23 protein-coding genes are annotated in these 25,153 nt (G+C 50.6%); 13 read left to right on the plus strand and 10 right to left on the minus strand.

Annotated elements, in window-relative coordinates; all coding sequences use genetic code 11:
• Nucleotides 1-3: 3 nt before the first annotated feature.
• Nucleotides 4-636 carry a lactate utilization protein gene (locus tag AJ81_RS06930; protein WP_031504411.1) on the minus strand — a complete coding sequence of 211 codons (633 nt, stop codon included), beginning with the start codon at nt 634-636 and terminating at the stop codon, nt 4-6.
• A gap of 341 nt (nt 637-977) precedes the next feature.
• Here AJ81_RS06930 and AJ81_RS06935 point away from each other — a divergent pair, with 341 nt between their 5' ends.
• Genes AJ81_RS06935 through AJ81_RS06985 form a run of 11 tightly spaced genes read left to right on the plus strand, consistent with a single transcriptional unit; the run spans nt 978 to nt 11,654 of the window.
• Entirely contained in the window at nt 978-1,649 is a 672-nt protein-coding gene (locus AJ81_RS06935) for a helix-turn-helix transcriptional regulator (protein WP_031504409.1), read from the plus strand.
• 13 nt (nt 1,650-1,662) lie between these two features.
• Entirely contained in the window at nt 1,663-2,049 is a 387-nt protein-coding gene (locus tag AJ81_RS06940) for a RidA family protein (protein WP_031504407.1), read from the plus strand.
• Nucleotides 2,046-2,483, plus strand: coding sequence for a DUF6917 domain-containing protein (locus AJ81_RS06945; protein WP_031504405.1), 438 nt, complete (start codon nt 2,046-2,048; stop codon nt 2,481-2,483). Before AJ81_RS06940 ends, AJ81_RS06945 begins: the two co-directional genes overlap by 4 nt.
• A gap of 2 nt (nt 2,484-2,485) precedes the next feature.
• The gene (locus tag AJ81_RS06950; protein WP_197536861.1) at nt 2,486-3,940 is read left to right on the plus strand and encodes a hypothetical protein; all 1,455 of its coding nucleotides are present in this window, start codon (nt 2,486-2,488) and stop codon (nt 3,938-3,940) included.
• Between the two features lie 12 nt (nt 3,941-3,952).
• Nucleotides 3,953-5,245, plus strand: a complete 1,293-nt coding sequence (locus tag AJ81_RS06955; RefSeq protein ID WP_031504400.1) for an FAD-dependent oxidoreductase — start codon at nt 3,953-3,955, stop codon at nt 5,243-5,245.
• Between the two features lie 18 nt (nt 5,246-5,263).
• The gene (locus AJ81_RS06960; protein ID WP_031504398.1) at nt 5,264-6,634 is read left to right on the plus strand and encodes a transporter permease; all 1,371 of its coding nucleotides are present in this window, start codon (nt 5,264-5,266) and stop codon (nt 6,632-6,634) included.
• A gap of 48 nt (nt 6,635-6,682) precedes the next feature.
• Entirely contained in the window at nt 6,683-7,519 is an 837-nt protein-coding gene (gene dapF / locus AJ81_RS06965) for a diaminopimelate epimerase (RefSeq protein ID WP_231845460.1), read from the plus strand.
• 21 nt (nt 7,520-7,540) lie between these two features.
• On the plus strand, nt 7,541-7,765 hold the full coding sequence (locus AJ81_RS06970) for a hypothetical protein (RefSeq protein ID WP_031504394.1): 225 nt from the start codon (nt 7,541-7,543) through the stop codon (nt 7,763-7,765).
• Nucleotides 7,765-9,543 carry a cobalamin-dependent protein gene (locus tag AJ81_RS06975; RefSeq protein ID WP_031504393.1) on the plus strand — a complete coding sequence of 593 codons (1,779 nt, stop codon included), beginning with the start codon at nt 7,765-7,767 and terminating at the stop codon, nt 9,541-9,543. Before AJ81_RS06970 ends, AJ81_RS06975 begins: the two co-directional genes overlap by 1 nt.
• Nucleotides 9,537-10,427: a hypothetical protein gene (locus AJ81_RS06980; RefSeq protein ID WP_031504392.1), complete on the plus strand. Its 891-nt coding sequence runs from the start codon at nt 9,537-9,539 to the stop codon at nt 10,425-10,427. Before AJ81_RS06975 ends, AJ81_RS06980 begins: the two co-directional genes overlap by 7 nt.
• A gap of 6 nt (nt 10,428-10,433) precedes the next feature.
• On the plus strand, nt 10,434-11,654 hold the full coding sequence (locus AJ81_RS06985; protein ID WP_031504391.1) for a chloride channel protein: 1,221 nt from the start codon (nt 10,434-10,436) through the stop codon (nt 11,652-11,654).
• 40 nt (nt 11,655-11,694) lie between these two features.
• Here AJ81_RS06985 and AJ81_RS06990 read toward each other — a convergent pair whose 3' ends face one another.
• The 8 genes from AJ81_RS06990 to AJ81_RS07025 all read right to left on the minus strand — a co-directional run bounded on the left by AJ81_RS06990 (nt 11,695) and on the right by AJ81_RS07025 (nt 22,238).
• The gene (locus tag AJ81_RS06990; protein ID WP_031504390.1) at nt 11,695-13,491 is read right to left on the minus strand and encodes an alpha/beta hydrolase family protein; all 1,797 of its coding nucleotides are present in this window, start codon (nt 13,489-13,491) and stop codon (nt 11,695-11,697) included.
• Between the two features lie 287 nt (nt 13,492-13,778).
• Nucleotides 13,779-14,816: a serine hydrolase domain-containing protein gene (locus AJ81_RS06995; RefSeq protein WP_231845461.1), complete on the minus strand. Its 1,038-nt coding sequence runs from the start codon at nt 14,814-14,816 to the stop codon at nt 13,779-13,781.
• Nucleotides 14,813-15,781: an ABC transporter ATP-binding protein gene (locus AJ81_RS07000; protein ID WP_031504386.1), complete on the minus strand. Its 969-nt coding sequence runs from the start codon at nt 15,779-15,781 to the stop codon at nt 14,813-14,815. The genes AJ81_RS06995 and AJ81_RS07000 overlap by 4 nt, the downstream gene beginning before the upstream one ends.
• On the minus strand, nt 15,778-16,743 hold the full coding sequence (locus tag AJ81_RS07005; protein WP_031504384.1) for an ABC transporter ATP-binding protein: 966 nt from the start codon (nt 16,741-16,743) through the stop codon (nt 15,778-15,780). Before AJ81_RS07005 ends, AJ81_RS07000 begins: the two co-directional genes overlap by 4 nt.
• Nucleotides 16,740-17,825, minus strand: a complete 1,086-nt coding sequence (locus AJ81_RS07010; protein ID WP_031504382.1) for an ABC transporter permease — start codon at nt 17,823-17,825, stop codon at nt 16,740-16,742. The genes AJ81_RS07005 and AJ81_RS07010 overlap by 4 nt, the downstream gene beginning before the upstream one ends.
• Before the next feature lie 9 nt (nt 17,826-17,834).
• Nucleotides 17,835-18,803 (minus strand): ABC transporter permease, encoded by a 969-nt coding sequence (locus tag AJ81_RS07015; protein ID WP_031504380.1) that lies wholly within the window; start codon nt 18,801-18,803, stop codon nt 17,835-17,837.
• A gap of 48 nt (nt 18,804-18,851) precedes the next feature.
• Entirely contained in the window at nt 18,852-20,624 is a 1,773-nt protein-coding gene (locus AJ81_RS07020; protein ID WP_031504378.1) for an ABC transporter substrate-binding protein, read from the minus strand.
• Between the two features lie 534 nt (nt 20,625-21,158).
• Nucleotides 21,159-22,238, minus strand: coding sequence for a carboxypeptidase regulatory-like domain-containing protein (locus AJ81_RS07025; protein WP_031504377.1), 1,080 nt, complete (start codon nt 22,236-22,238; stop codon nt 21,159-21,161).
• Between the two features lie 471 nt (nt 22,239-22,709).
• Here AJ81_RS07025 and queF point away from each other — a divergent pair, with 471 nt between their 5' ends.
• Nucleotides 22,710-23,120 carry a preQ(1) synthase gene (gene queF, locus AJ81_RS07030; protein WP_031504376.1) on the plus strand — a complete coding sequence of 137 codons (411 nt, stop codon included), beginning with the start codon at nt 22,710-22,712 and terminating at the stop codon, nt 23,118-23,120.
• Nucleotides 23,101-23,742, plus strand: a complete 642-nt coding sequence (locus tag AJ81_RS07035; RefSeq protein WP_031504375.1) for a queuosine precursor transporter — start codon at nt 23,101-23,103, stop codon at nt 23,740-23,742. Before queF ends, AJ81_RS07035 begins: the two co-directional genes overlap by 20 nt.
• A gap of 32 nt (nt 23,743-23,774) precedes the next feature.
• Here the strand turns inward: AJ81_RS07035 and AJ81_RS07040 are convergent, their stop codons facing one another.
• On the minus strand, nt 23,775-25,142 hold the full coding sequence (locus AJ81_RS07040; RefSeq protein WP_031504373.1) for a M14 family zinc carboxypeptidase: 1,368 nt from the start codon (nt 25,140-25,142) through the stop codon (nt 23,775-23,777).
• Nucleotides 25,143-25,153: the final 11 nt, after the last annotated feature.

Below are 25,153 nucleotides of genomic sequence, written 5' to 3' on the forward strand. Positions count from 1 at the left end.
CCCTCACAGCCCAAATTCCTTGATCGTTAAAATGATCTTTATCCTGCCTGGCTGGTTTCTCGAATCGTTGATGACGTGATAGTGCCTGCAAATCCTCTGGGGTGAGTCACAATCCTGGCACATGCCAGTCACCGCACACGGTGTTGACAGAGATAATCTCTTCGCGTTCATGGGCGCAATGTATCTGATCCTTTCTCTTGCAGCATCCAAATCCTCAACGATTTTGTTCGCACTAACGATCAGTATCACGTTCTTCGGACCGTAGGTTACCGCCGCAACCCTGTTACCCCAACCGTCCATGAACACCAGTTCTCCATCCATCGTGATAGCGTTGGCACTGCACAGATAGAAATCTGCTTTGAAGGCTTCAAGCTCAACGGCCCTCCTGTCAGATGCTTTGTACCTGTCCAGAAAGACGTACTTGCCGGACCTGAGAAGATCCAAAACACCCGTTTCTGAAAGTGTTAAAGAACCTCCCGAACTCACGACCGAGTTGGCTGGTATGAGTTTCTCCACCAACTCGAGTACTTGTTTTTCGTCCTCGGCGATGTACACTTCAAAGCCCTTTCTCTCAAGTATAGGCTTGACGGCTTTGCAGAGAGATTCGTACTTGAACCTGTAGAGTTCAGCTCGCACCTCAGCACCTCCCAGAAGAATTATAGATTCTGTCAGTCCAAAACGCATGCGAACGTACAGACCGATCGAAAAAATTGTGAATCATTTAACACGAACGAGATTTTGCCTAACTCGGACGAACAAAGCCATTTGACAAGTCTTGCAGGAAGAATCACCTCGTTCGGCGCCGACAAATGATTGCAATACTTTCTGGTGGTTTCGGGTTGTTTTTCGTAGAATCCGGTTGAATATGCTTAAATATCATAAAAGATCTCGTGGGCGCTTCAAATAATTTGTTGTATCTCGTACAACAAAAATTTGTATGCCATATCAACGGGTTGTATAATAAGGAGGGGCGTAGGATGAAGAGATTGCATCCGATTCTCAAGGCCTTCGTTCCGATGGTCAAGGCGCTCGCTGAAACTTTAGGGCCAGACTGTGAAGTGGTCCTGCACGATGTTTCCGATCCGGAGCGTTCTGTTGTTGCCATAGAGAATGGCCACGTGACCGGCAGAACCGTCGGCTCTCCACTCACGGACTTTGGCCTCTATTTGCTGAGATCGCCCAGGTTCAAGAACGTCGACTACGTTGCGAACTACATGACGAGGACCAACGATGGAAGAAAACTTCGATCCACCACGGTGTTCATACGGAACGAAGCTGGTGAGGTTATAGGTTTTCTCTGTATCAACTACGATACGACCAAAGCGTTCGCGGTGAAAGAGTTCGTCGAACAGTATCTGAAGTTCCAAAACCTCGAGGAGATCGCTGGTACCAAAGAAGAGAGGTTCGTGAGCAAGGTTGAGGAACTGCTCCTCGAAGCGATGCAGGAGATCAAGAGTCTGACGGGAAAACCACTCAGATTCGCCAGCAAGGAAGAGAAGCTGGCGGTCATCAAGAAGCTCGACGAGAAAGGTTTCTTCTTGTTGAAGGGTGCCGTGGAAATGCTTGCGAAGGAGCTTGGAAATTCGAAGTTCACAGTTTACGCTTATCTGAGAGAAGCGAGGAAGAAGGGCGACTCAATAATGATTTGAGGAGGTGTTTGCGGTGAAAATCGTTCAAACCGATGGAGCGCCCAAGGCCATAGGGCCTTATTCTCAAGCTGTGGAAGCGAACGGTTTCGTGTTCGTGTCCGGTCAGATACCGCTCGATCCTCAGACGGGTCAGCTCGTCGATGGAGACATCAAGAAACAAACCAAGAGGGTGTTCGAGAACATCAAAGCGATCTTGGCTGCTGCAGGGTGTGATCTGAGCAACGTTGTCAAGGTCACAGTCTTCACGAACGATATTTCCAACTTCACCTCGATCAACGAGGTCTACTCTGAGTACTTCAACGCTCACAAACCCGCCAGATCTTTCGTGGAAGTTTCGGCGTTGCCGAGGAACGCACAGGTGGAGATCGAGGTCATCGCAGTCAAGGAGGCAAAATCATGAAAGAACCGTACTCCACCGGTATGCTGAAGTTTGATCCCTATGCGAAGAAACAACCTGTGATCGGCAGGGTGGTGGTGGTTCTTAGGGGCAGATTGGACAACAGGAGCCTCAGTTTGATAGAACCTCATTCGAGGGCTCTGAGAATCGGAGAGATCCACGAAATTTTAATGACCGACGAGAAAGAAGCGATCCCGGGAAAAACGGTGAACCGTGTGGCATACATCGCGTTCGTGGAGATCGTTCAGGCTGGCGTCATCGTCTCGAACGACATCGTCAGACTGGGCGATGGCAGACAGATCGGAAGGCTGGTCGGTTTCGATGAGACTCACATGCCGAACCACCAGAACATCGTGATTTACTCCGACCAGTTGATCAGCGGTGAAGAACTCGGCTTGGAAATTGGCGAGATGATCGTTTTTGAAAAGGAGGGATGAGCATGTTCAAGTACAGATACCATCTGTACAGGCATCTGAAACAGTCTTTGCCGAAGATTCTGGAAGAAGCGAGGAAAGCCGCAGATGAGATCGGTATCCCCAAGGAATGGAGAGGTAAGTTCGGCCTCACCGGTGCGATATCGGGTTGTCACGGACTCATCAGTAAAGAAGTGGACGAAGCGATCAGTGCGGTTGCACGCGAGGTCATTCCCAACAGGGTCTTCGCGGACGAGATCAGGGACATAGTGAAGGATCACTACGGTGACGAGTACGATGCTTTGCTCGTGAGCACGTGTGAGGCGGCTCTCTGGCTGAGCTTCGACGTGTTGGTCTCACCACCGTTCACTGGCAGGGGTGACAAGTACAGAACCAGATACATCGTGCCTTATGAGAGACATTTGCACCATCACGGTGGTTACGGTAGACCCTTCCCACCTCAGTACAAGGACATCTTCGCAGATAGAGGTTGCACCGCAGGGGAGCTGGGATTCTATGGCAAGAGACTTGAAAATGTTGATGTCGTCATCGTTCCCATGGTTGGGGCGCGCTACACGGTGCACGGAATAAAGTACCATCCGACGATCCTCTTGAGCGGTGTGAAAGCTGAGGAGACGGCGAAACGAATAAGACAGGTGGCGGAACAGAACATCGAGATGCTTGCAGGTTTCTCTTCTCTCGGATACGACACGTTTGGCTATGGCTACGGTGAGAAAGATAAAGACGGTGCGCCGATACTGCAGAAGAGGCTCGGTGAACTCGCAGAAGAGTTCAACGTACCGTACATCGTCGACAACGCGTGGGGTGTTCCGTTCATTGGGACGGATCCGAGGAAGATTGGTGCGTGGGTCATGACCTACAGCATGGACAAGGCCGCGGGCGCACCAACCTGTGGATTGATCATCGGAAGAGAAGACATCATGGTCCCCATAAGGAGAGCAATGGGCACGCACGGTGACAGGTACGGAACTTGGTCGAGCTACGGCAAGGCGGCCTACGTGACCTTCGATCCAGGAAAAGAGGCGCTCGCCGGCGCGATCGCCGCTTTGAAAGCTCTGAAAGAGAAAGCAGACAAGTTCAAGAGGAACGTCGATAGGCTTTACGAGATCACCGTCGAGGAGTTCTCCAATCTTGATTCACGCATCAGACATATCTTCAGGATCTCCAAGAGCTACAACTCGGGCGCCGTCGAGGTCAACTACGACGATTGCTGGGAAAAAGGTGTGCCCTTCCCGATCTTTCCAATTGAGGACATGTACGCGGGTACAAACATACTCCAGATCGGTACCGATGCGATGGGTATCATCCAGACGATCGCGTACGATGGAAACATATTCATCTCGCTCGGTCTTGGTACGACAGACGAAAACGGTGACATCATCGAAGACAAAGCAAGACTGGCTATCAGAGGTCTTGTGAAGTTGATCGAGATCGTTGCCAAGTATTCGAACGTTCTGTGATGGGGTGGTGGTATGGCGAAGGTGCCAAGGGTGGTTGTCGTTGGAGGAGGTTGGGGTGGTTGTGCGGCCGCCGCGGCCGCACGTAAAGCTGGAGCCGAGGTCGTTTTGATAGAGAGAGCGGACATGCTGCTCGGAACCGGCCTCGTCGGTGGCATATTCAGAAACAACGGTCGGTTCACGGCGGCAGAAGAAATGTTGGAGATGGGTGCGGACATATTCGCCGTGATGGACAGATGCGCCATCCACACGAACGTGGAGTTTCCCGGACACAAGCACGCAAGCTTGTACAGCGTTTACAAGATCGAACCCGCCGTTCGAGAATACCTCACGGGTCTCGGCGTTCAGATTATGACCAACGCGCGTGTTATAGACGTCGCCAAGGAGAAAGACAAGATCGTGTGTGTCGTTGTTGAGAAGCATGAACCCGTGCGTGGGGACGTGTTCGTCGACGCGACCGGTACATCGGCCGTGCCGGCGAACTGCACGAAGTACGGCAACGGTTGTGCGATGTGCATCTTGAGGTGCCACAGTTTCGGCCCCAGGGTGAGCCTTACGACGAGGGTCGGCGTTGAAGAGTGGATCGGAAAGAAGCCGGATGGTAGCCTGGGTGCCATGAGTGGTTCTTGCAAACTCTGCAAAGACTCGATCGATCCGAGTATAGTGAGAGAACTCGAGGAGAAAGGTTGTGCACTCGTTCCTGTGCCCGAACATGTAAGAGAAGAAGAGAAGTTGTTAAGCATGAAGGCGTGTCAGCAGTACGCACTACCGGAATTCATCGAAAATTTGGTTCTGCTCGACACGGGCCCGGTGAAGCTGATGACCCCGTTCTTCCCACTCGAGCAACTCAGAAAGATTCCGGGTATGGAGAGGGCTCGTTATGAAGATCCCATCGCCGGTGGCAAGGGCAACTCGATGAGATACTTCGGCTTCGCAAATTGCACGCCCGAGCTTCAAGCGATCGGACCGGTGGACAACCTCTTCTGTGCGGGTGAGAAGGCAGGAGCCATGGTGGGACACACCGAAGCGATCGTCACGGGTAGTTTGGCTGGACACAACGCAGTGAGAAAGGCGATCGGTGAGAAGCTGCTCAGATATCCAGATGAACTCGCCGTGGGAGACTTTGTGAACCACGTTATCGAAGAAATGAAGAAAGAGGAAGGCCGTCAGTACAAGTACACATTCTCAGGCTCGATCTATTTCAAGCGGATGGTCCAGAAGAATCTGTACACCACGAACGTTGAAGAGATCAAGAAGAGGGTACACAATGCCAATTTGAAGGACATCTTTAACACCAAACTGGTGTGAGGGGGTGTTTCGGTCGTGGTGGAGTTGACGTTGGCCCACTGGTTGTATCTGGCTTTCATGATCGCAGTCATCGTGGCAATGTTTCTGCGAAAGGACACACCACTCATCTGTTTGCTTGGTTCATTGCTCATCGGTTGGGCGGTGACCAAATCGTTCATTGGGGCCCTTCAGTCCGTATTCAACGCCATCGTCGTCGCTGGCATCGAATTGTTCGGCATCGTGGTCGTCATCTCATTGATGGTGGCTCTCTCGAAACAGATGGAGAAGAGTGGGGCTGCCGCCGTGCTGATAAGGACTCTGGGTAAACCCATCAAGGGTCCCAGGTCTGCGTTCTGGTTCGTCGGCATCATCACGGCGATACTCGCACTGTTCATTTGGCCCACGCCCTCTGTTGCGTTGATTGGTAGCTTGTTGGTTCTTGTGGCTGTCAGCGCGGGTCTTTCACCGGTGGGTGCAGGTGTCGCGATCGCCATGTTCGCCTACGGTGTGTCTCTCACGACGGATTTCGTCATTCAGGGTGCGCCCACGCTCACAGCGAAGGCCGCGGGGATAAGTGTGGGAGAAGTCATGAGCGCAATGGTGCCACTCATCATCGCCTACGCCGTTGTGACGATACCGCTCGCTTACTTTTGGACGATGAAGGCGAACAAGAACTACGATCCTCGCAAGGACGTTGAACTGTTCGGTGAGAGCGTCATGAAGGCCAAGAGCGAAGAGTTCAGCACCTTCGCCAAAGCGGAAGCCGCAATAGTCAGTCTCGCCTTCCTGATCAACATAGTTCTGATGCTCGCGCTGAAGTTGCGCGGCGGCGATGCTACGGCGTTGCTCGGTGGAACGGCTGCTGTGCTCTTGTTCGTGTTTACGCTACTGCAGTACAAAACCGAAGGCTTGGAAACCGGCGTCGGCTTTCTCAGAGATGGTTTCATGTTCGGTGTCAAGATCTTCGCACCAGTCTTCATCATCGCGGCAATGTTCTACATGGGTAGCGGTGCGGCGAAACAGATCTTTGGTGACGCTGGAAGGCCCTTGCTCTTCGATCTGGCGAACGCCCTCGCTGACAGAGTGCCTCTGAACAAGTTCGCAGTCGCACCCATGCAGGCCGTCGTAGGAGCAATAACAGGCTTGGACGGTTCTGGTTTCTCTGGCCTTCCGCTGATGGGTACACTCGCAGGTGGTCTGGCGCCCATCGCCAATGTGAAGACACCGTTCTTGGCGGCTCTCGGTCAGCTCACCGCGGTGAACTGCGGTGGTGGAACGATCGTTCCTTGGGCACTCATAGCCGTCGCAGCCGTTTGTAAGACGAAGCCCGAAGAGATCGCGAGGAGGAACTTCTTGCCCGTCATTCTGGGCTACGTTGCTGCAACGATAGTCGCGATGTTCCTCATGTGAAGAAGGGGGCGCCTCGAGCGCCCCTTTTCTTTGGGAGGTTTTTTAACTGTGAAGATCAAATTTTTCAAAATGAACGGAGCGGGAAACGATTTCATCGTGATCGACAACAGAGAGAACGCGCTCAAAGATTTCGACATAAGCCACTTCGTCAGGATGGTCTGTCGACGTGGCAAATCGATAGGTGCCGATGGACTCATGTTGCTCGAGCGTTCAGATTCCGCTGATTTCAAAATGAGATACTTCAACAGCGATGGTTCAGAAGGTGAAATGTGCGGTAATGGAGCACGGTGCATCGCGAGGTTCGCAAATTTGATGAATGTTGCGAAAGAGCACATGAGATTCGAAACGATCGCTGGTATCCACGAAGCCGTGATCGTGGGCGAAGAGGTCCAGATAATGTTTCCAGATCTCAAGGTGAACGACTTCAAACTCTTGCAGAGACACGATTTTGGCTTTGGGCCTATCGAGTACCACTTCGGCACAGTTGGGGTACCACACGTCGTTATCTTCAGAGGAGACGTCGAGTCGATGGAAGATGAGCTTTTGCTGAACTGGGGAAGGAAGATCAGGTACGCTTTGGATGTTTTTCCAAGAGGAACGAATGTGAACTTCGTCAAAGTTGTGGGTCCGTCTCACATAATTGTCAGAACTTACGAACGGGGTGTGGAGAACGAGACGCTCGCCTGTGGGACTGGCTCGATCGCCTCGAGCATCGTTTCGTTCCTGATCCATGCTGTGGAACCACCAGTGACTGTGAAGGTGAGAGGTGGAGAGTTGAAGGTCGGGTTTGAGAGATGCGCCGATGAGTTCAAGAACGTCTATCTCCAAGGCGATGCGCGCGTTGTTGCTGAAGGTTACATCCTACCCGATGCGTGGAAAGAATGACCCAAAAGCGAGGTGGGTTTGATGATAGAAAGAATTGTGGACGCCATAGATATCGAAACGACTTTGCTCTCTAAGGACGAGGAAGACGCGAAGAACACGGCCATTCAGTATTTGAGGTCTCTCGGTTTCAAAGATGTCGACGTCGTGTTCGTCGAGCACACCGGTTTCGCCTCTCGGATTCGTCTGCGTGCCTACGTGTTCAGGCCCGGTGACAAGTACGCCTGGATCTTTGGAGGCGATGCATGATGAAGTTCGTACTGTTTCCACTCGATCCTGTTCACGACGTTGCACTCAAGATGTTGAACAGAGAACTGTTGAAGAGAGGGCATCAGACCGTACTTTTGCCACCGGACACCAAGATGGAAGAGGTCGTCGAGATTTGTCAGAGAGAGATACCCGACTTCATCATGGTGAGCAGGACCGTGGGTTATGGTGCTGCAGAATTGCTCGCCAGGTTCATAGACGTGCTGGACGCCGCAGGGCTCAGAAAGAAATGCAAGGTGGTGGTAGGTGGCAAGGCGATCACGAAGAAACTTGCTGCGGAATTGGGTTACGATGCGGGATTCGGTGAGAGAACGAGCTGGGAAGAAGTGATCGCATACGTCGAAGGAGGAAAGTTCGAGGGAGAGAAGGTCACAATCAGGAAGACCAAGCGCGACATAACCTGTGGTTACACCTACGAAGTTCGCGATGGAACTTTCAAAGAACTGCTCGATAAGATAACGGATCAAATACTCGATTGGGCGAAGGACAGAACGAGTCCTGGGATCGAGAGAGCGAAGATCAAGGAAAAAATGCTCGAAGGTGAACACTTGCTTGAGGAATATTTGAGGTTGTGCGACGAAGTCGTAGTTTCATACTTCAGAAAGAACGTTCTTCCAAAAAAGGTGAGACTCATAACCGAAGAAGAAAGAAAGAAGTTCGAACGGCTCGTACGTGAGATCAACTTCGACGGTAAGATCCTTCGTCACGGTCTCGATAAACCTCTCGTCTTCGTTCAATACGGAACGGGTTGTCCCTTCATGGACGCGATGCACATAAAGGTGAGCGAGGCGTGGGGTGCGGACGGGGTGTTACACTTCGATCCATCTTGGGGTGCGAGGTGCGAAGGACTGCTGGAAGGTTCCTTAGCACACGAAGAGGATGGATCGATAATAACGCTCGAAAACCTCAAGTTGATCAAATCTGCACTCAGCGATTCAACGCTCTGGTGTGTCAGAGCTCACAGAGGCTTGAACACACCTGAGATTGTCTTGCTGGCTGCACATGCCGGTGCAGACTTGACGAAGATAAACATGGTCTACGGTTCACTGAACGGTGGTACAGATCCAGAAAGACTCACCGTGGACGGTGTGTACGCGTTACAGCTCTCGGCCAAGTACAAACTTCCCTACGATATACCCACGAACGAGGAACTCGGTGGGGTGCCTGCACACAAAGCGTTCGCGGGCATGCTCGTCGTGGCGCACCTTGGTGTGAAGCTCGGTGCGAGGCCCATTCTGAAACCTTTGTTCTGCTACTCACCAGACGTGATGATCAACGACTACATGAAAGACAACTACGTCGACTACAACGTTGCGAAGATCTTGGCACTCAGGCGCATCATGGACGCCCCAATCTGGCCCGGTGAACCCATCGGTTTCATGACCCACACGGAAGACAGGGTTCAATCCGCCATGACGACGGCGCTGCACGCCGCACTCGCGAGCTCACTGGGGCTGGATGCGATAACGATCGCTTCGACCGACGAAGCCTACGCACGTGGTGCGATCAGTGTGACTGCACGCATCGACACACTGAGGGCGATCGCTGAGGCGTTCAGATTCTTCGGTCACGCGAAGATAGAACCAACGAAGAAGGCAGAGGAGTATGCGGACAAGATCTTGAACGGTATCTACGAGACTCTCAAGAAAGTGGCGGAAAGGCAAGATTTCGTAGCCGCGCTGTACGAAGGTTTGTTCGGAACACGTGAAGAGGGTGCGAATCCTGGCAGGGCTGGGAGAGGTACGGTGAGAAAGTGCTGAGCCTTGGTGTCTTGGGAACGGCGAAGAACACAGGTAAGACGACCACGCTCAACGCATTGCTGAAATGTTTGAGTGAAAAATCGATAGCCATCACAAGCATAGGCTTCGATGGAGAGGACCTCGACCACATCACGGGCCTTCCGAAGCCCAAGGTCTTGGTAGAGGAAGGAAACTTCGTTGTGACGAGCGAGGAGGCCGCAAAACACTCGACCGCAAGGTTGCATCTGCTCAGAAGATTCGACATCAAAACGGCTTTGGGATCGATCTGTCTGTATAGAGTCAGAGGATCCGGCACGGTGGTTTTGGTTGGTCCGCACAGCAGCGAAGATCTGCTCGCGATCAAAGAAGTTCTGGAAAAAGACATGGTCGAAGTTTTCCTGATCGATGGTGCGATAAACAGGATCGTTCCGTTCCAACACTCAGACTTCGTGATACTCGCCGTTGGAGCTTCGAGGTCCACGAACCTCGACTTTCTGCTCTCAGAAACGAGAGTCATCGTGAAGACGTTGAGACTACCGATTGACAAACAAGGTCGAAAGATCGTCGAGGGATTGGTCAGCCTCGAAAAGCTTTCTTCCTTACGCGGTGAGCATGTCTTGGTGGAATCCCCCATGCACCTTCTTCTCACCGATGACCTCACCAAACTCGAACAACTCTTGAACGAGACGAACGTCGCGGTGATGAGAAAACCGGAGCTCCTCTGTGTCACGGTGAATCCATGTTACCCGGAAAGAAGGATGGAAGGTTACACATTGGCACGGATCGATCTGAGTGAGCTCTCGAAGGCCATAGAGCGAGAACTCGATGTTCCTTGTTTGAACGTCACAGAGGAAGAAGAAAGGCTGTGTAAAATCGTTGAGGAGAAGATCGACAAACGGAGTTGATCTCTTTTGAGGAGCCTGGGATTGAGCATTATAGTTGGCCTGATCGCCTCGTTCATTGGTTGTTCGTACAAATTCGTCACAAGCAAAATGGAAGAGCTTTTGTTCTTCATGTCTTGCGGCAAATTGCTGTTATGTTGGTTCACTTTGATCCTCTTCGCAACGTTCTTGATCATCAAAATGTTGAAGAAACAACCCTGCGCGAGCGGAAGTGGTATTCCACAGGTGAGAAAGGTTCTCTCGGGACAACTGGATTACGATCCGCTGAAAGTGTTTCTGACCAAGTTTTCCGCCGGAGTTCTGTCCATGTTCTGTGGTTACTCCTTGGGCACGGAAGGTCCAACCGTTCAACTCGGCTCGACGGTGGGGCATTTTGTTGCAAAAAGGTCCCGACAGGGGCGCGAGAGGCGAAAGTTCTTCATCTCTCTTGGCGCTTGTTCGGCAATGGCTTCGGCTTTCGATGCGCCTCTGGCCAGCGTTGCTTTCTTGGTGGAAGGCTTACGTTACAGACCAAGGTTGAAGCAAACAGTTTTCTTGTTGTTTTTCACTTTGGTTTTGTCTGACCTGACCGGGTTGATCTTCAAAGGAGAAACACATCATCCTTTGGCTTCCGTGGTGATCCCTTCCAACGTGAAGGTCGTTTTCATCTTAGCCGCTCTTTCAGCCATGCTGGGAGCTCTTCTGACTTCAATCTGTGTTGGCCTGACCCGTTGGAAAAGCTCGAAAGCCAAGATTTCCTTGCCGATCTCTTGTACACTGCTGCTCGCAATTCTTTCTCCAAAGGTACTTGGTAGTGGTACGTTGCTGATCAAAACCAGTTTGTCGAGCACGCTTCCTCAAACCAAAACGATTTCGCTCTTGCTCATCAAAACGCTTTTCACTGCGGTTTGCTTCGCTGCGAAACTTCCTGGCGGCTTGTTTGTTCCCTCACTCGCTATTGGATCGATGCTTGGGATGTTCACAAGTTCGTTCTTCGACGCTGGTCAAGACCTACCAGTTCTCGTCGCCTGTAGCATGGGTTGTACACTCACGGCTGTGTTGAGGATACCAATCTCGAGTGCGCTCTTGGTTTGTGAAATGTCGAATCAATTCAATCTCTTGATCGTAATGTTGCCAGCTTGCCTTTTGGTGGAGGCGATAATGAGACTGTTGAAATTCAAACCTTTGTACGATGCTCTGGAGTTGTCCAGATCCGTCTTTGAACCGGTGGCTCAAACTGAAAAGACATAGAAAATGAAACCGGCGCGTACGCGCCGGCTTTTCAAACTCTCTATCCTGCGAACTGTATGGCTTGACCCGCCACGATGTACCAGGTCACGAACAGAGCGTTCACGAACGCACCAACGTAGATGTTTCCAGTCCTTCTGTAGAAGAACGATGATATCGCTCCAACAACGGCGGTCAAGAAGACGAACTGGTACGCGACGATTCCAAGCAAAGGTTGCGTTGGGAAGTACAAAGTCTGTGTGGCGAAAAGCTTGCCCACCTGGAGCAACACGAGGATGAGTATCCCAAGACAGTTAGCAAGTGCGGATGAAACCATCCACACAGCTGTGGAAGTTACTTCGCTCTTGGATTCTTTCGCTTTCAGTTGACCGTTCAGAACCAGTGCGTTCACGAAGGCGAACAGTGCGAACGGTGGCAGGAATTTGATGAATATCCAAAATCTCGCGAAGTCCATCGGTTTGAGAGCTATAACCCACCAGCGGAAGTCCACCTTGAACGCCCAATAGACAATTGACAAAACTATGTGCGTCGCGAACACCGTACAAACGCTCAACGCGAATGCCTTCCAAAGTTGTCCAAGGTGGAACTTGGGTTTCTCAAGATTCGTGGCCAAACCGTAACTGACCAAGTTCCCACCGATCCTGCGATGGTACACGAAGTGCCAGACGATGAACAAACCGATCGCGATCAAGGCGTTGAACGTCGCCCATCGTGCGAAACCGATCGTGAGGCTCTGCGGCCAGAATGCATTTGGTGTTGGAGTCCTCCCACCCGGTTGCTGGAATCTGAAGAACGTGAACGCTGGGATCGCGGTCACGAGGAAGAAACCTACAAGCCACGTGATGATGCTCAAGGCTTTGTTGTTCACTTGGAAACCGATCGGTCTGCTTCTCAAAGACGAGAAGTACGCCGTTTGGAGCAGACAGTAACCGTAGCTCAGCAGGAACATGATACCTCCTATCAAACCGAGCAGAGTTCCAAACTCCTTCCATGGCCAGATCTGGTTCTTTGGGTCTATGTACTTCGGTGGCTTGATGGAGTCCTGCAAGAACTCGATGGCGTTGCCGATCGCTTCGGTCGACAAGTGGTCCCCGGGATGAGTGCAGTTGGGAATGTAGAGTTTTCTTGCAGACTTGTTTTCAAAGGAACCATAAAGCTTGTTGGGAACGACGTCTTCGGTTGTTCCAAAAGCGATTTTCAATTTCTGTGTCTTGACGATGTCCGAAGCTTTTTCAACGCCCCACATCAACCGACTGAACTCGTCGTATTTACTGAATATGACGGCGAAGTTGAACGGTGTTTCGGCTGTCACCTTCGGTGCTCCGTACGTTTCCGAAGAAGAGCCAACGAGTATGACTGTTCGAACCAGGTGCGGGTATCTTCCGGCCGCACTCAGCGTGGACCAACCACCCATCGAGTGTCCCTCAACGGCGATGTTGTCTTTGTCGACGAATGGCAGGCTGGCCAGATACAGCAGTCCATCGGCCGCACCGCGCGCAGGGTTGGCGAGTCCGCCCTTGATCTGCTCAGAATAACCATGCCCGGCCATGTCCATGGCGAAGACCACATAACCTCGCCTCGCGAACTCGATGTTGAAGCCACTCTGCGTTTCTCGAGAGTTGATGTATCCGTGCATGGTTAAAACTGCTGGTGCGGGTTTCTCGGGAGAGACACCTTTGGGGATGAAAAGCAAAGCGCTCAGAATTTTACCGTCGCTGCTGACGAAACGCACGTCTTTGACCTGAACCCTTCCAAAGTCTGTCTGGACCAGGTGAGCGATGAGAGAACCGACGAACACCAATGCGAGCGAGAGCAAGACCCAGAAAACACCCTTCTTCACGCAGACACACCCCCTTCAAAAAAATTGGCCATACCCCTTGTCGAGGTATGGCCTTCTCCAATTCTCCTCCATACCACTGGCGAAGAAACATTATCTGAAACGAGTATAGACGATCTACCTACCTTATGTCAACTCGATATGACAGATTTCAAATCTTCTATGGACCAAATCTACGAATATCAAAGAAGTCCAAATGTTTGGAAAGATCGCAGAATGTCCTCATTTGTTCGCTGTCCGAAAAAGTGAACGCCTGCGAGCTCGATCTTTTACTTGTGAGAGAAATCATCTCAATCGAACAGTTCTTTTCTCTCATCGATGTTCAAGAACACCACGTTGTGCAACAGTGCCCTGATTCTCATGATCTCTTCTTCGTGCCTCTTTATGAAACCTTTATTCGTCAAAAAGATGACGAACAGACCGTCCTGGCGACACCAGATCGTTGTGCCTGTGAAACCGCTGTGACCAAAGGCTTTCTCCGTCAGCATGTCCCCACTGCTCGTACCACTCGCCGGGCACATCCAGCCAAGGTGTCTTTTTCCGTTGCTCGCTTCGACAATTGTTTGAGTGAACAATTTCACCACAGGTTTCGGCGCTATTTTGCCCGTCAAAAGCGAACTCATGAACGTGAACAGGTCCCTAACGTTCGAGAACAGACCCGCGTTTCCACTCACACCGCCAAGGTAGTAAGCAAGTTCATCATCCGCAAGTCCGACGAGCCTCTTTCCGTCCCTTTCTGACGTGGGCGCTGTGTTTTCCGCATATCCCGGTGAGAACCTCGTGTTCTTCATCCCCAGTGGTTCGAAAATCGCGTAGATGAACTCATCGAAGCGTTGATTGGTTATCCTCTCGACGATCGCCATGAGTGTGGTGAAGTTGAGACACGAATAAACGATCTTTTTGCCGGGTTCTTCGACGGGTTGTATTTTCACTATCTCTTCGAGCAACTCTCTGCCCCTGAAACATTTCCAAAGTTCCGAGTAAGGTTGCATGCCTGAGGTGTGTGAAAGAAGCTGCAAGATGGTGATGTCGGCCTTGGGCTTTTCAACGTTCAAGAACCTTCCAACTGTGTCGTGCAAGTGGAGATAACCTTCGCTGAACAGTTTCATCACTGCGGTGGTGGTCGCAACGACCTTCGTCACGCTCGCAAGATCGTATATGGTGTCTATGTTGGTCTTTCTCTCAAAATCGAGAGTTCCATAGGCTTTCTCGTAGACGATTTCGTCGGGCCATCCGATCAGCAATGTTGCGCCAGGATAGATCCTGTTCAAACCTTCTTCAACGATCCTGTCCACACACCTGAAAAGTTTTTCGCTCAATCTCCTCACCCCTCGTGCAGGAAGCAGGCAACTCTGTGTTTTTGTTCACCCTGCAACTGTGGTTTTTCCTTTTCGCATTTTTCGAGTCTGTAGGGACACCTCGTCGAGAAAACGCACCCAGATGGTGGATTCACCGGACTTGGCGGTTCTCCGTGTAGTTTCACCTGCGACAGCTTCCTTTGCCTCGGGTCCCAGCTTGGAACGGCCGACATGAGCGCCCTCGTGTAGGGATGCAGTGGATTTTCAAAAACCTCCACTGCTTCACCTTCTTCCACCACGTTGCCCAAGTACATCACGATCAGTCTGTCACTCATGTGATAAACCAGATCGAGGTTGTGGGATATGAAAAGATACGACATCCTGTATTCCTCTCTCAACTCTTGAAGCAGATTCACTATTTGACTCTGCACAGAAACGTCTAAGGCGGATGTCGGCTCATCGCATACTATCAACTTCGGTTTCAAGGCTATGGCTCTTGCTATGGCTATCCTCTGTCTCTGCCCACCTGAGAACTCGTGTGGATAGCGTGACAAGTGCTCTCTGTGCAATCCAACTCTCACCAGAAGGTCCGTAACGTAGTCTTCCATTTCTTTCTTTGATGTGAAGATTCTGTGCGCCTCGAGTGGTTCCTTCACCACGTCCACGATCGTCATCCTCGGATCGAGCGAGTTGAACGGATCTTGAAAGACCATTTGAACGGTTCTTCGAAAGAGTCTTTCGATGTCTTTGGGAGCCTTCTTCGTCACATCGAGACCTTGAAATTCGATCCTGCCAGAAGTGGGTTGGAGAATTCTCGCAACGATCCTTCCGAGCGTTGTTTTTCCACAGCCAGATTCTCCAACCACGCCCACCGTCTCGTTCTCTTTTATGTCCAGGTCCAACTCTTCGAGTGCCCTGACCCAACCTATGACTTGCAAGAAGACTCCTGCCCTGATGGGGAAATACTTTTTAACCTTGCGGAGTGAGATTATCATCGAGCACCACCTTCGTGGTACAGCCAGCACGCTACGGAGGAACCATTCAGCTGAACTTCCACAGGTTCTTCTCTGCGACAGATCTCCATGGCCTTTGGACATCTGGGGTGAAACCTACAACCACTCGGCCAGTTCGTGGGAGGGGGAACGACGCCCTCGATGAACGGAAGCTTCTTGTTCTTGTACTCCTTTTTGAGCCTCGATTCGAGCAATCCCTTCGTGTAAGGATGCAAGGGTTGTTTGAAGAGTTTCACGACATCTGATCTCTCCACGATCTTTCCAGCGTACATTACGTGCACCCTGTCGGCAACCTCCGCCACGACACCGAGATCGTGCGTGATGAAGATCACAGACGTTTTGTACTGTTTCTGCAACTGTTTGAAGAGATTGAGCACCTGTGCCTGTATGGTGACGTCCAGCGCCGTGGTGGGCTCGTCCGCAATGACGATGTCCGGATTGGTGAGCAGAGCGATCGCGATCATGATTCTCTGGAGCATTCCACCGCTCATCTGGTGGGGATATTCATCGAACCGCCGTTCTGCCAGAGGTATCTGCACCTTTTTCAGCATGTCTACGCACAGCTGCCTCGCACGCTCTTCATCTATCTTCAAATGCTTCATGGCAACTTCCATCATCTGCTTTCCCACCGTGTAGAGTGGATCGAAGGATGACATCGGCTCTTGAAAGATCATGGAGATCTTTTTACCGCGAATCTCTTCGAATTCTTTTTGTGAAATCTTCGTCAATTCCACACCACGATACAGGATACTCCCACTCACGATCGCCTTCTTGATGAGTCCAAGGATCGTCAGCACGGTAACCGTCTTGCCACAACCAGATTCTCCGACGATCGCGAGCGTTTCTTGCTCGTTGAGTGTGAATGAGACACCGTCGACGGCCTTCACCAAACCATCGAGTGTGTTGAAGTGGACCTTGAGATCTTTCACTTCGAGGAGCTTCATACCTTCTCAACCGTCCTGTAGGGATCGAGTGCGTCTCTGAGCGCATCACCAACGAAGTTGAAGGCCAAGACCGAAACCATGATGAAAAAGCCTGGTATCAGTAACCATGGGCTCGTCGAAAGTGCCGAGAGCGATTGAGCCTGGTTCAACAGCAATCCCCAGCTCGTCATGGGTTCCTTTATGCCCAAGCCCAGAAAGCTTATCGCACTCTCTCCCAGGATCATTCCTGGTATTGATAAGGTTGAAACGACCACCAGATAACTCATGATGTTGGGTATCAGATGCCTTGTGATTATCTTGAAATTCGAAACACCTGCTACTTTCGCTGCGAGCACGAACTCTTTTTCTCTCATACTCAAAACCATTCCCCTCACGACACGCGCAACACCCATCCAGCCTATGAGTGACAGGACGATCACGATGCCGAAGTACACCCACGTGCTCGGCCAGCTCGGAGGCAGTATGACGGACAAGGCGAGCCACAGTGGGATTCGCGGGAAAGACCTCAGCAGTTCTATGAATCTTTGGATCAAAACATCGATCCAACCTCCATAGTAACCTGATACCGATCCAACAATCGAACCAATGAGAACACTGATGAACGTGCCAACCAGACCCACCGTGAGTGACACCCTGCCACCATGCAGCACTCTGGAGAACAGATCCCTGCCGAATCTGTCTGCCCCGAAGAGTAGTAACATCATTTGATTTGGGTCTGACTCTATCCCAAACAAGTGCACGTCGGTCTTGAATAGTCCCCAGAACTCGTACTCTTCACCTTTGACGAACAGTTTGATCGGGTAAATCTTCGACCTATCTTCCTCGTACTTCACTTTGAACGTGACAGGATCCCTCGTTCTTTTGAGTCCGTACACGAAGGGCCCTTTGAATTTTCCTTCGTGGAAGAACCTGATCTTTGTGGGAGGTGCGTACGTGAAACGACTGTGGGTCTCGGTGAAGTTGTATGGTGAGATGAAGTCTGCGAAGATTATCAAGACGTACAGTACCACGAGTGTCCAAAAACCGATCAAACCGAGCTTGTGTCTTCTGAACTGGTAGAAAACTCTCTGCCACGTGTTCATGTTTTCACCTCAACTGATCCTTATCCTGGGATCGAGTAAAGCCAAGGCAATGTCGGCAAGCAAGTTTCCAATCTGTGTTATCAGAGCTATGAACAGGAGAAAGGCCATCACCAGATACTGATCGTGGTTCAACAGTGCGCTGTAGAAGAACGGTCCTATAGTCGGGAGGTTCAGAACTATCGAGGCGATGATCGTGCCACTGAAAACGTTGGGAAGCTCCATACCAGCTATGCTCACCAAGGGGTTCATCGCGTTCTTTATCACGTGTCTCCTCACGGTTTTTTCGTCCAGACCCCGCGCCCTCAAAGCAGTGACGAAGGGTGAACCCAGCACGTCCAACATGTTTCCACGCATGATCCTCATCAAACCAGCAAGCCCACTCACACCTATGACCACGATGGGCAACCACAGATGCTTGAGCAAATCGATGAACTTTGCCCAGCTCATCGGAGCGCCTATGAACTGTGGTGAAAACAGACCACCCACCGCAGTTCCTCCCAGTCTCAGTACGAGATACGTTAAGACCAGCGCGAGAAAGAATTCTGGGATTGAAAGACCAATGAATCCCAGAACCGTGAGTGTGTAATCGCCCGGCGTGTATGGATGCAGCGCGGAATAGATGCCCATGAGTGTTGCAAAGAGCCATTGAAAACCTATCGTCAGCACGGAGATCGCCACGGTCCAACCGAGTCTTTCCCATATCAGTTCAACCACTGGCCTCTGGTAGGAAAAGGAATAACCGAAATCTCCCTTGGTGACGATGTTCTTTATCCACATGAAATACCTTTGGTAGGCTGGTTTATCTAAGGCCAATTCCCTTCTCAGAGATTCGATCTGTTCGGGAGAGATGCGTGGATTTTCGAGATACTGCGAAAGAAAATCACCCGGTTGAAGTTCCGTGACGACGAAGCAGATGACAGACACGAAGAACATCATCGGTATCATGATCAAAATCCTGCGCACGATGAAAGTCCACATCTCAGATCACCTTTGAAAAGGGCTCCCCGGGCGGGGAGCCCAGAATGATCATTTCCTGTAGCTGGTCCAGACGGTGAAGATGGGCACGCCCTCTTCTGTCACGCCCGCATTGCCTAAGGTTTTGTTGAAGCCCCAGATGTTCATACCCTTGCACACGAAGATCACAGGCAGATAGATGTGGTACAACTCTTGAACTTCATCATAGTAAGCCTTTCTCTTGGCAGGATCCATCTCTATCTGAGCCTTTTCGAACAGTTCCCAGATCCTCTTTTCCCAGTCTAACATTTCCTCAAAGACTGGTTGTGGAGGCGTCTTGGTCTTGTCCATGGTCGAGTAGTGCCAGTAGTAGAGTTGTGTTCCAGGTTGCCATATGGCTTTTCTGAGTTGCAGGTCTGGTTGGTTACCGAACGCCCTTATGCCGGCCTGGAAATTGCTCGCGCCGAACATCTGTCCGACCAGGGACGCATCGAGGATCTGCAAGTTGACCTTTATCCCAATTTTCTTCAAATCCTCAGCAAATATGACTGCGACATCCTGATATTCCTTCGGCGAGTTCTGAACGAGCAGATTGAACTCGACTCTCCTGCCACTCGGAAAGAGCCTGTAGCCTTCTTTGTCTCTCTTCGTCAGGCCGATTTTGTCCAGCAGTTCGTTGGCCTTCTTCAGATCGTACGGTCTCAAGAGTTCTTCCACCTTCGGGTTGTAGAAGGCCTTGTTGGACGGGAGTATCAAGCCCGCATCGGGTATCGCCAAACCGGCGAAGACTTCGTCTATGATTCTCTCTCTGTTGAGAGCGTACTCCATGGCCTCTCTGAATTCGAGTTTTCTGAAGAGATCACGTAGTTCTGGATCGTCCACGTCGAAGTTGAAGGAAATGTGTATCGGACTCGGCGTTGCCTGAGTTGGTTGGGTCGCGTAAACGACGTAAGGTGTTTTTCCAGTCAATTCTTGTTCTTTCAACATCGGAAAGTCTCTCGAGGAGATCGCCATGAAATCGATCTCGCCAGCCATGAACTTTGCAAGTCTTATCTCTGCGTCCCTGATGATCAAATATTCCACTCTGTCAAAGTAGGGCAGTCTGTTTCCGAAACGGTCGACTTTCCAGAAATACGGGTTTCTCTCGAGCACGAGCTTTTGATCCGTGATGAGCTGAACAGGTTTGAAGGGACCGTTCACGACGATTTCCTTCGGGTCGGTGTTGGACAGCCAAACCTTGTTGACCGAACCGAGATCGTTCTTGTCGATGAGAGGTTCAAGCTTGTGCTTTGGATAAATGTAGACGTGTGAAAGCACCGTGAAGAAGGCACCGTAAGGTGATGGAAGAATGGCCTTGACGGTCTTGTCGTCGATCTTGACCCACTCGATCATCTTGTTGACACCTTTTTCGTCCGGTATCGTGAACCTGGCGATCGAATTGCCTCGCGCGTACTGGTTCATGACGAAGTACTGGAAAGTGAACACCACGTCGTCCGCAGTGATGGGAGTTCCATCCGACCAGTAAGCTTCACGGAGCCTGAATGTAACTTCTTTTCCGTCAGCTGAAACGACCCAAGACTTAGCGAGCGCAGGTTTGATCTCGTTCGTCACGGGATGCATCTCCACCAGCGGTGAGAACATGGGTCCCATGATGACACTGTAGCTTGAGCCATCGAGTGTTCCGTACAGTAGGAAAGATTCAGGGGTCGAAGCCAAAGCGAGCCTCAGGGTCCCCCCGGTCTTAGGTGATGGATCAGGTGTCAGAAGTTCGTCTTGTACCATGTACTCTGTTGCAAATACTGCACAGGCCAGAAGTGCAAGCACCAGTAAAAGGACCTTCCTCATAGCAACACCTCCCCAAAAAAGAATGTCATTACAATATTCATATTCCCCGATTATGATATCACAGGGTTACCCAGAGTTGTGTTAACATAAATGCCGTTTTTCGAAGAGGATCAGCAGAAAGTTTTGCGGTGGTATCATTCCGACACATTGATGCGCATCATCGACGATACATGCAAGGTTTTTTGCGCTTCAATTCGCGACACTCTGTAGCTCTAAGCGGTATGACACCACTGTGAGTCGCTTAGAAACTTCTATCTGCTTGCATGCGTGGCAAATGATGGCTGGTTCCTTATAGTACCGTCATGTAAACAGACACCAGTCCAATCTATCCTCTCAGCTGAGGCCCTCAAGAACGTCACGAAGATATGCAACGACAGTCTCCTTTACCCGACTCGTGTGCTTTACGACATAATATACTTGGCCACGTTCAACGAGCGTTCCATTCTTTCCCGCTTTGCTATCTTTTGCGCTTATCGACGTTCTACTTGGGAGTAGTGTTTACCGAGAATTCGTCCTCGTCTCCGCCGATTCCGGCTATTCTTCACCCATCGGATAAGCTCCGGTGTTACCGTTGGCATCCATTTTTATGATGTATACATCGTAATTTCCTGCCCCGAAAGACGATGTATATCCAGCGACGATGTATCCACCATCGCTCGTCTGTTGAATGGACCATGCCAGATCATCGTAACTTCCTCCAAAAGTTTTGCTCCACACCTCGTTCCCACTCGTATCGAGCTTCAAGATGTAAACATCGTACGATCCCACTCCAGCGGAGGACGTGTACCCTGCGACGATGTATCCACCATCACTTGTCTGTTGAATGCAGTATGCCCTGTCATCGTAACTTCCTCCGAAGGTTTTCTCCCACACTTTGTTTCCATTCGCGTCAAGCTTCAGGATGTAAACCTCCTCCCGATTAGAAGAGGACCATGTGTAGCCTGCGACGATGTATCCACCATCGCTTGTCTGTTGAATAGAATATGCCCTGTCGTCGTTGCTTCCACCAAAAACTTTCTGCCAAACGACCTGCTGAACTTCCTGAAGTCGGAGCTGGAAATCCACTGTGACAACTTGTCCAGCTTCTACATTCACCGCCTTACTCTCGCTGACGTAACCACTCTTGGAAGCTATAATCGTTCTCTGACCAGCAGGAACGTTTGTTATCTCGTACTGTCCATCCGAGTTGGTTGTAGTCTGTAATTCTGTGCCCTGCACAGCAACCGTTGCATCCTGTATCGGTTGAGCGTTGTTGTCCCTCACGGTACCTCGTACAGTCCCAGTGGAGGTCACAGGCGCGAGTGTGAAATTCACCGTCACAGTCTGTCCAGCTTCCACGTACACCACCTTGCTTTCAGGGGTGTACCCATTCTTAGATGCCGTGATTGTCCATTTACCAGCAGGAACGTTCGATATCTGGTAGGAACCCTGTGAGTCAGTCACGGTCCTCAAATTAGTGGTGTTCACAACAACCGTTGCGTCTTCCACCAGTTGATTCACGCTGTCCTTCACAGTACCCCGTACGGACCCTCTTGGTTGTTCGACTGGAGCTGCGCACTGCGTAATCAAGAGGGAGATCGAGAGCAGCAAGAGAAGATGGAAGATCTTCTTCATCGTGTCGGCCTCCTTACGTGATTGTACACCTTTTGTATAAACTACGCCTTCTCTGTTGCTATCCTCACCGAAAGCAAACTTAGGATCGGTTTTGAATCCTCGAATGGGTGGGTATATCGCTGTTGTTACACTTCGTATAAAATAAGTCTACGCTCCGCAACGTCAACTGTCAATGGCTTTGGTCTTTGGCTACTCAGGAAAGGAGTCTTTCACTTAAAATACCCACGTGAAAACGAGTTACATCAAATCTGGTAGCAAGCAACTCGCGAGAGAGAAGATAAAGGTTCCTGAGGAACAAGCTTTCATAGCAGGTTCGTTCTCAGGTTTGCCTGTTTCCTGACTTTGTGGTAACATACCACGGGAAATTGAGTTTTATATGGTATACGTGGTTCGTATACTTAGAGTTGAGTAAGATCGTTGTGCCTCTGAGTCATCACAAAACTTGGAAAGATCGCTGAAGGAGGTGCAAATATGCCCAAAGCAGAAGGGAAGACCTTTCAGTTTGAAGGGCACGAATCCATAAGGACGGATTTTCTCGAAACGATAGATTTCGATGGAAAAGACGAGTACATCAAGATCGAGACCGATGAATTCTCGGCGGTCTGTCCCTTCTCGGGTTTACCAGACATAGGCCGCGTGATCATCGAGTACTATCCAGACGGTGGGAAAATCGTGGAATTGAAATCGCTGAAGTACTACTTCGTGAGCTTCAGAAACGTTGGTATCTACCAAGAAGAGGCAACGAAGAGGATCTACGAAGATCTCAAACGTCTTCTCAAGACCGACAGGCTCAGGGTCACCGTGGTGTACAACGTTCGTGGAGGCATAAAGACCACGACCCAGATGGGGGACCTCGCAGGCCATGACAGAAAAGTTGAATGAAAAGCTCATCACACTGACGAGCATCTTCGTCTTCGCCATAGTGGCTTCGAACGTGACGGCTTCGAAGTTGGTGAACCTCGGACGATTCGTTGTCCCGATAGCTGTACTCTGTTATCCTGTGACCTTCGCGATCACAGACATAGTGAGCGAAGTCTATGGAAAAAAGATCGCCCGAAGGATCGTCTGGGCGGGTTTCTTCGTCTCGATCCTTCTGGCACTGTACTCGAGAATCGTTGTGGTCTACCCACCGGCGGACTTCTTCGAAGGGAACGAAGCTTTCGTGAAGGTCTTTTCTTCCACACCCAGGATCGTCCTTGCGAGCATGGTTGCTTACGTAGCTTCACAGACTCACGACGTGTGGGCATTTCACGTTTGGAAGAAGCTCACCAAAGGCAGACACCTCTGGGTGAGAAACAACCTTTCCACGCTCGTTTCTCAGTTCATCGACACGTGCCTGTTCATCACGATAGCATTTCTCAACGTTGTGCCTGGAGAAATCCTCGTGCGCATGATCTTCTCTCAGTACATCGTTAAATTCATCATTGCAATCATAGACACACCCTTTGTCTATCTTGGAGTCAAGCTGGTCAGTGGAAGATGGATCGTGGCCGAGACAAACTGAGAGCGAAAAAGCCCCCGAGTGGGGGCTTGAGTTTAACTCCTCAGTGACGCGTACAAGCTGGCGTAAAGTCCCGCTGTGAGTTGGATTTGAACGAGACTCTTCACGGGTATCACTTTGAACTTCGTTTTCTTCTCGAGTTGCTCTATGCGAGAATCGATCAGCTTCTTGATTTGGCCCGCTGCTTGTTTCAGAATGGGATCTTTCTTGAATCTGTTCTGGCTTTTGACCAATCTGTAGAGCATACCCCATTTGAAAAGGCTGTAGGATTTGCTCGCGACCTCGTTGTCGAACTTCTCGGCGACGGTGGCATTCCTTGAGAGCTCTTCAGCGGTCTCTGCCCACTTCTTCTCGGCTTCGAAAGCCTTCTCGAAAGATTTCATGAAATACTCCAGTGCGTCCTGAAACTTCGTGTGGGTGTCTATGTGGGATTTGATCTTTTCGTAGATCTCTTTCAGCGTGTCCATGTCTTTTTTCTGGAACTCGAGATTCTCCAAAACCAGATCTCGACGCACGGATTTCGTTTGCCTGAGATTGCAAATTCTTTCGTCGTAGTAGTATGGAACCTCACAAACTATTTCGAAGAGGTTCGGGTTGAACCTCCTCGCGTAGCCAAGGCTGCTCTCACCGCTCATTATGATCTCTGCGGGATCTCTCTGGGAGTACTTTTCATAGAAATCGTAGATATCCACAGTTGTGGGCATCTGGAACACGGCTTGGTGGTACTGTTTCACGAATGGAACCTCGGGTTCGCCGAGTGAGAGGGGTACATCTCTGTCCTGGGCAGCCTTTTCGAATATCGGATAGAGCAGAGGTGCGTCCTCACTCACGTAGTAGTACACCCCACCGAAACCCGCGTTGTGAAGACTGTAGATGAAATCAGGCTTGGCGGAATCGATTATTTCCATGAGAGCCTTCGTCTCGGGCGATGGTTTATCGTACTTCAAGGTTTTGTACTCTATGGGGAAGGACCACTCCACTTGCTCGTTTCCCGCGGGACGATAGTAGTTGTAAACGTACTTTCTGAAAGAGTACGGTGTTTTGAACCAACCTTCGTTCAGCATCGCTCCGTCTACGTCCGCCACCTTCACGATGTACCATGTGAAGTCGAAGAGCTTTCTCAGCTCCTCGTTCCGCGCCAACTCCCAGGACAGATAATCCAACATGAGACTTCCCACAGGTTCGTTGGGATGTGGAAAACCGTAAAGCAACGCATTTTTCTTCCCGTGACCGATTTTGAGACAGTAAATAGGCTCCCCTGAGACAGATTCACCCACCTGTTTCATCTCCACGAGGTTTGGAAACTGCTTTGCCAACGCTTTCGAAGACTCGTTCAACTCTTCCACGATCATGAACCCCGTGTAGTTCGGTACGTTCTCGATCACTTTCTCCAGAACACTCACTGTGAACACCT

The sequence above is a fragment of the Pseudothermotoga hypogea DSM 11164 = NBRC 106472 genome, from assembly GCF_000816145.1.
Lineage (GTDB): Bacteria > Thermotogota > Thermotogae > Thermotogales > DSM-5069 > Pseudothermotoga_A > Pseudothermotoga_A hypogea.

Coding starts and splice junctions, on each gene's coding strand:
- AJ81_RS07025 (WP_031504377.1), bottom strand. CDS start 22,238: ATGAAGAAGATCTTCCATCTTCTCTTGCTGCTCTCGATCTCCCTCTTG.
- AJ81_RS06955 (WP_031504400.1), top strand. CDS start 3,953: ATGGCGAAGGTGCCAAGGGTGGTTGTCGTTGGAGGAGGTTGGGGTGGT.
- AJ81_RS07000 (WP_031504386.1), bottom strand. CDS start 15,781: ATGATAATCTCACTCCGCAAGGTTAAAAAGTATTTCCCCATCAGGGCA.
- AJ81_RS06935 (WP_031504409.1), top strand. CDS start 978: ATGAAGAGATTGCATCCGATTCTCAAGGCCTTCGTTCCGATGGTCAAG.
- AJ81_RS07020 (WP_031504378.1), bottom strand. CDS start 20,624: ATGAGGAAGGTCCTTTTACTGGTGCTTGCACTTCTGGCCTGTGCAGTA.
- queF (WP_031504376.1), top strand. CDS start 22,710: ATGCCCAAAGCAGAAGGGAAGACCTTTCAGTTTGAAGGGCACGAATCC.
- AJ81_RS06975 (WP_031504393.1), top strand. CDS start 7,765: ATGAAGTTCGTACTGTTTCCACTCGATCCTGTTCACGACGTTGCACTC.
- AJ81_RS07010 (WP_031504382.1), bottom strand. CDS start 17,825: ATGAACACGTGGCAGAGAGTTTTCTACCAGTTCAGAAGACACAAGCTC.
- AJ81_RS06950 (WP_197536861.1), top strand. CDS start 2,486: ATGTTCAAGTACAGATACCATCTGTACAGGCATCTGAAACAGTCTTTG.
- AJ81_RS07015 (WP_031504380.1), bottom strand. CDS start 18,803: ATGTGGACTTTCATCGTGCGCAGGATTTTGATCATGATACCGATGATG.
- AJ81_RS06945 (WP_031504405.1), top strand. CDS start 2,046: ATGAAAGAACCGTACTCCACCGGTATGCTGAAGTTTGATCCCTATGCG.
- AJ81_RS07005 (WP_031504384.1), bottom strand. CDS start 16,743: ATGAAGCTCCTCGAAGTGAAAGATCTCAAGGTCCACTTCAACACACTC.
- AJ81_RS06970 (WP_031504394.1), top strand. CDS start 7,541: ATGATAGAAAGAATTGTGGACGCCATAGATATCGAAACGACTTTGCTC.
- AJ81_RS07035 (WP_031504375.1), top strand. CDS start 23,101: ATGACAGAAAAGTTGAATGAAAAGCTCATCACACTGACGAGCATCTTC.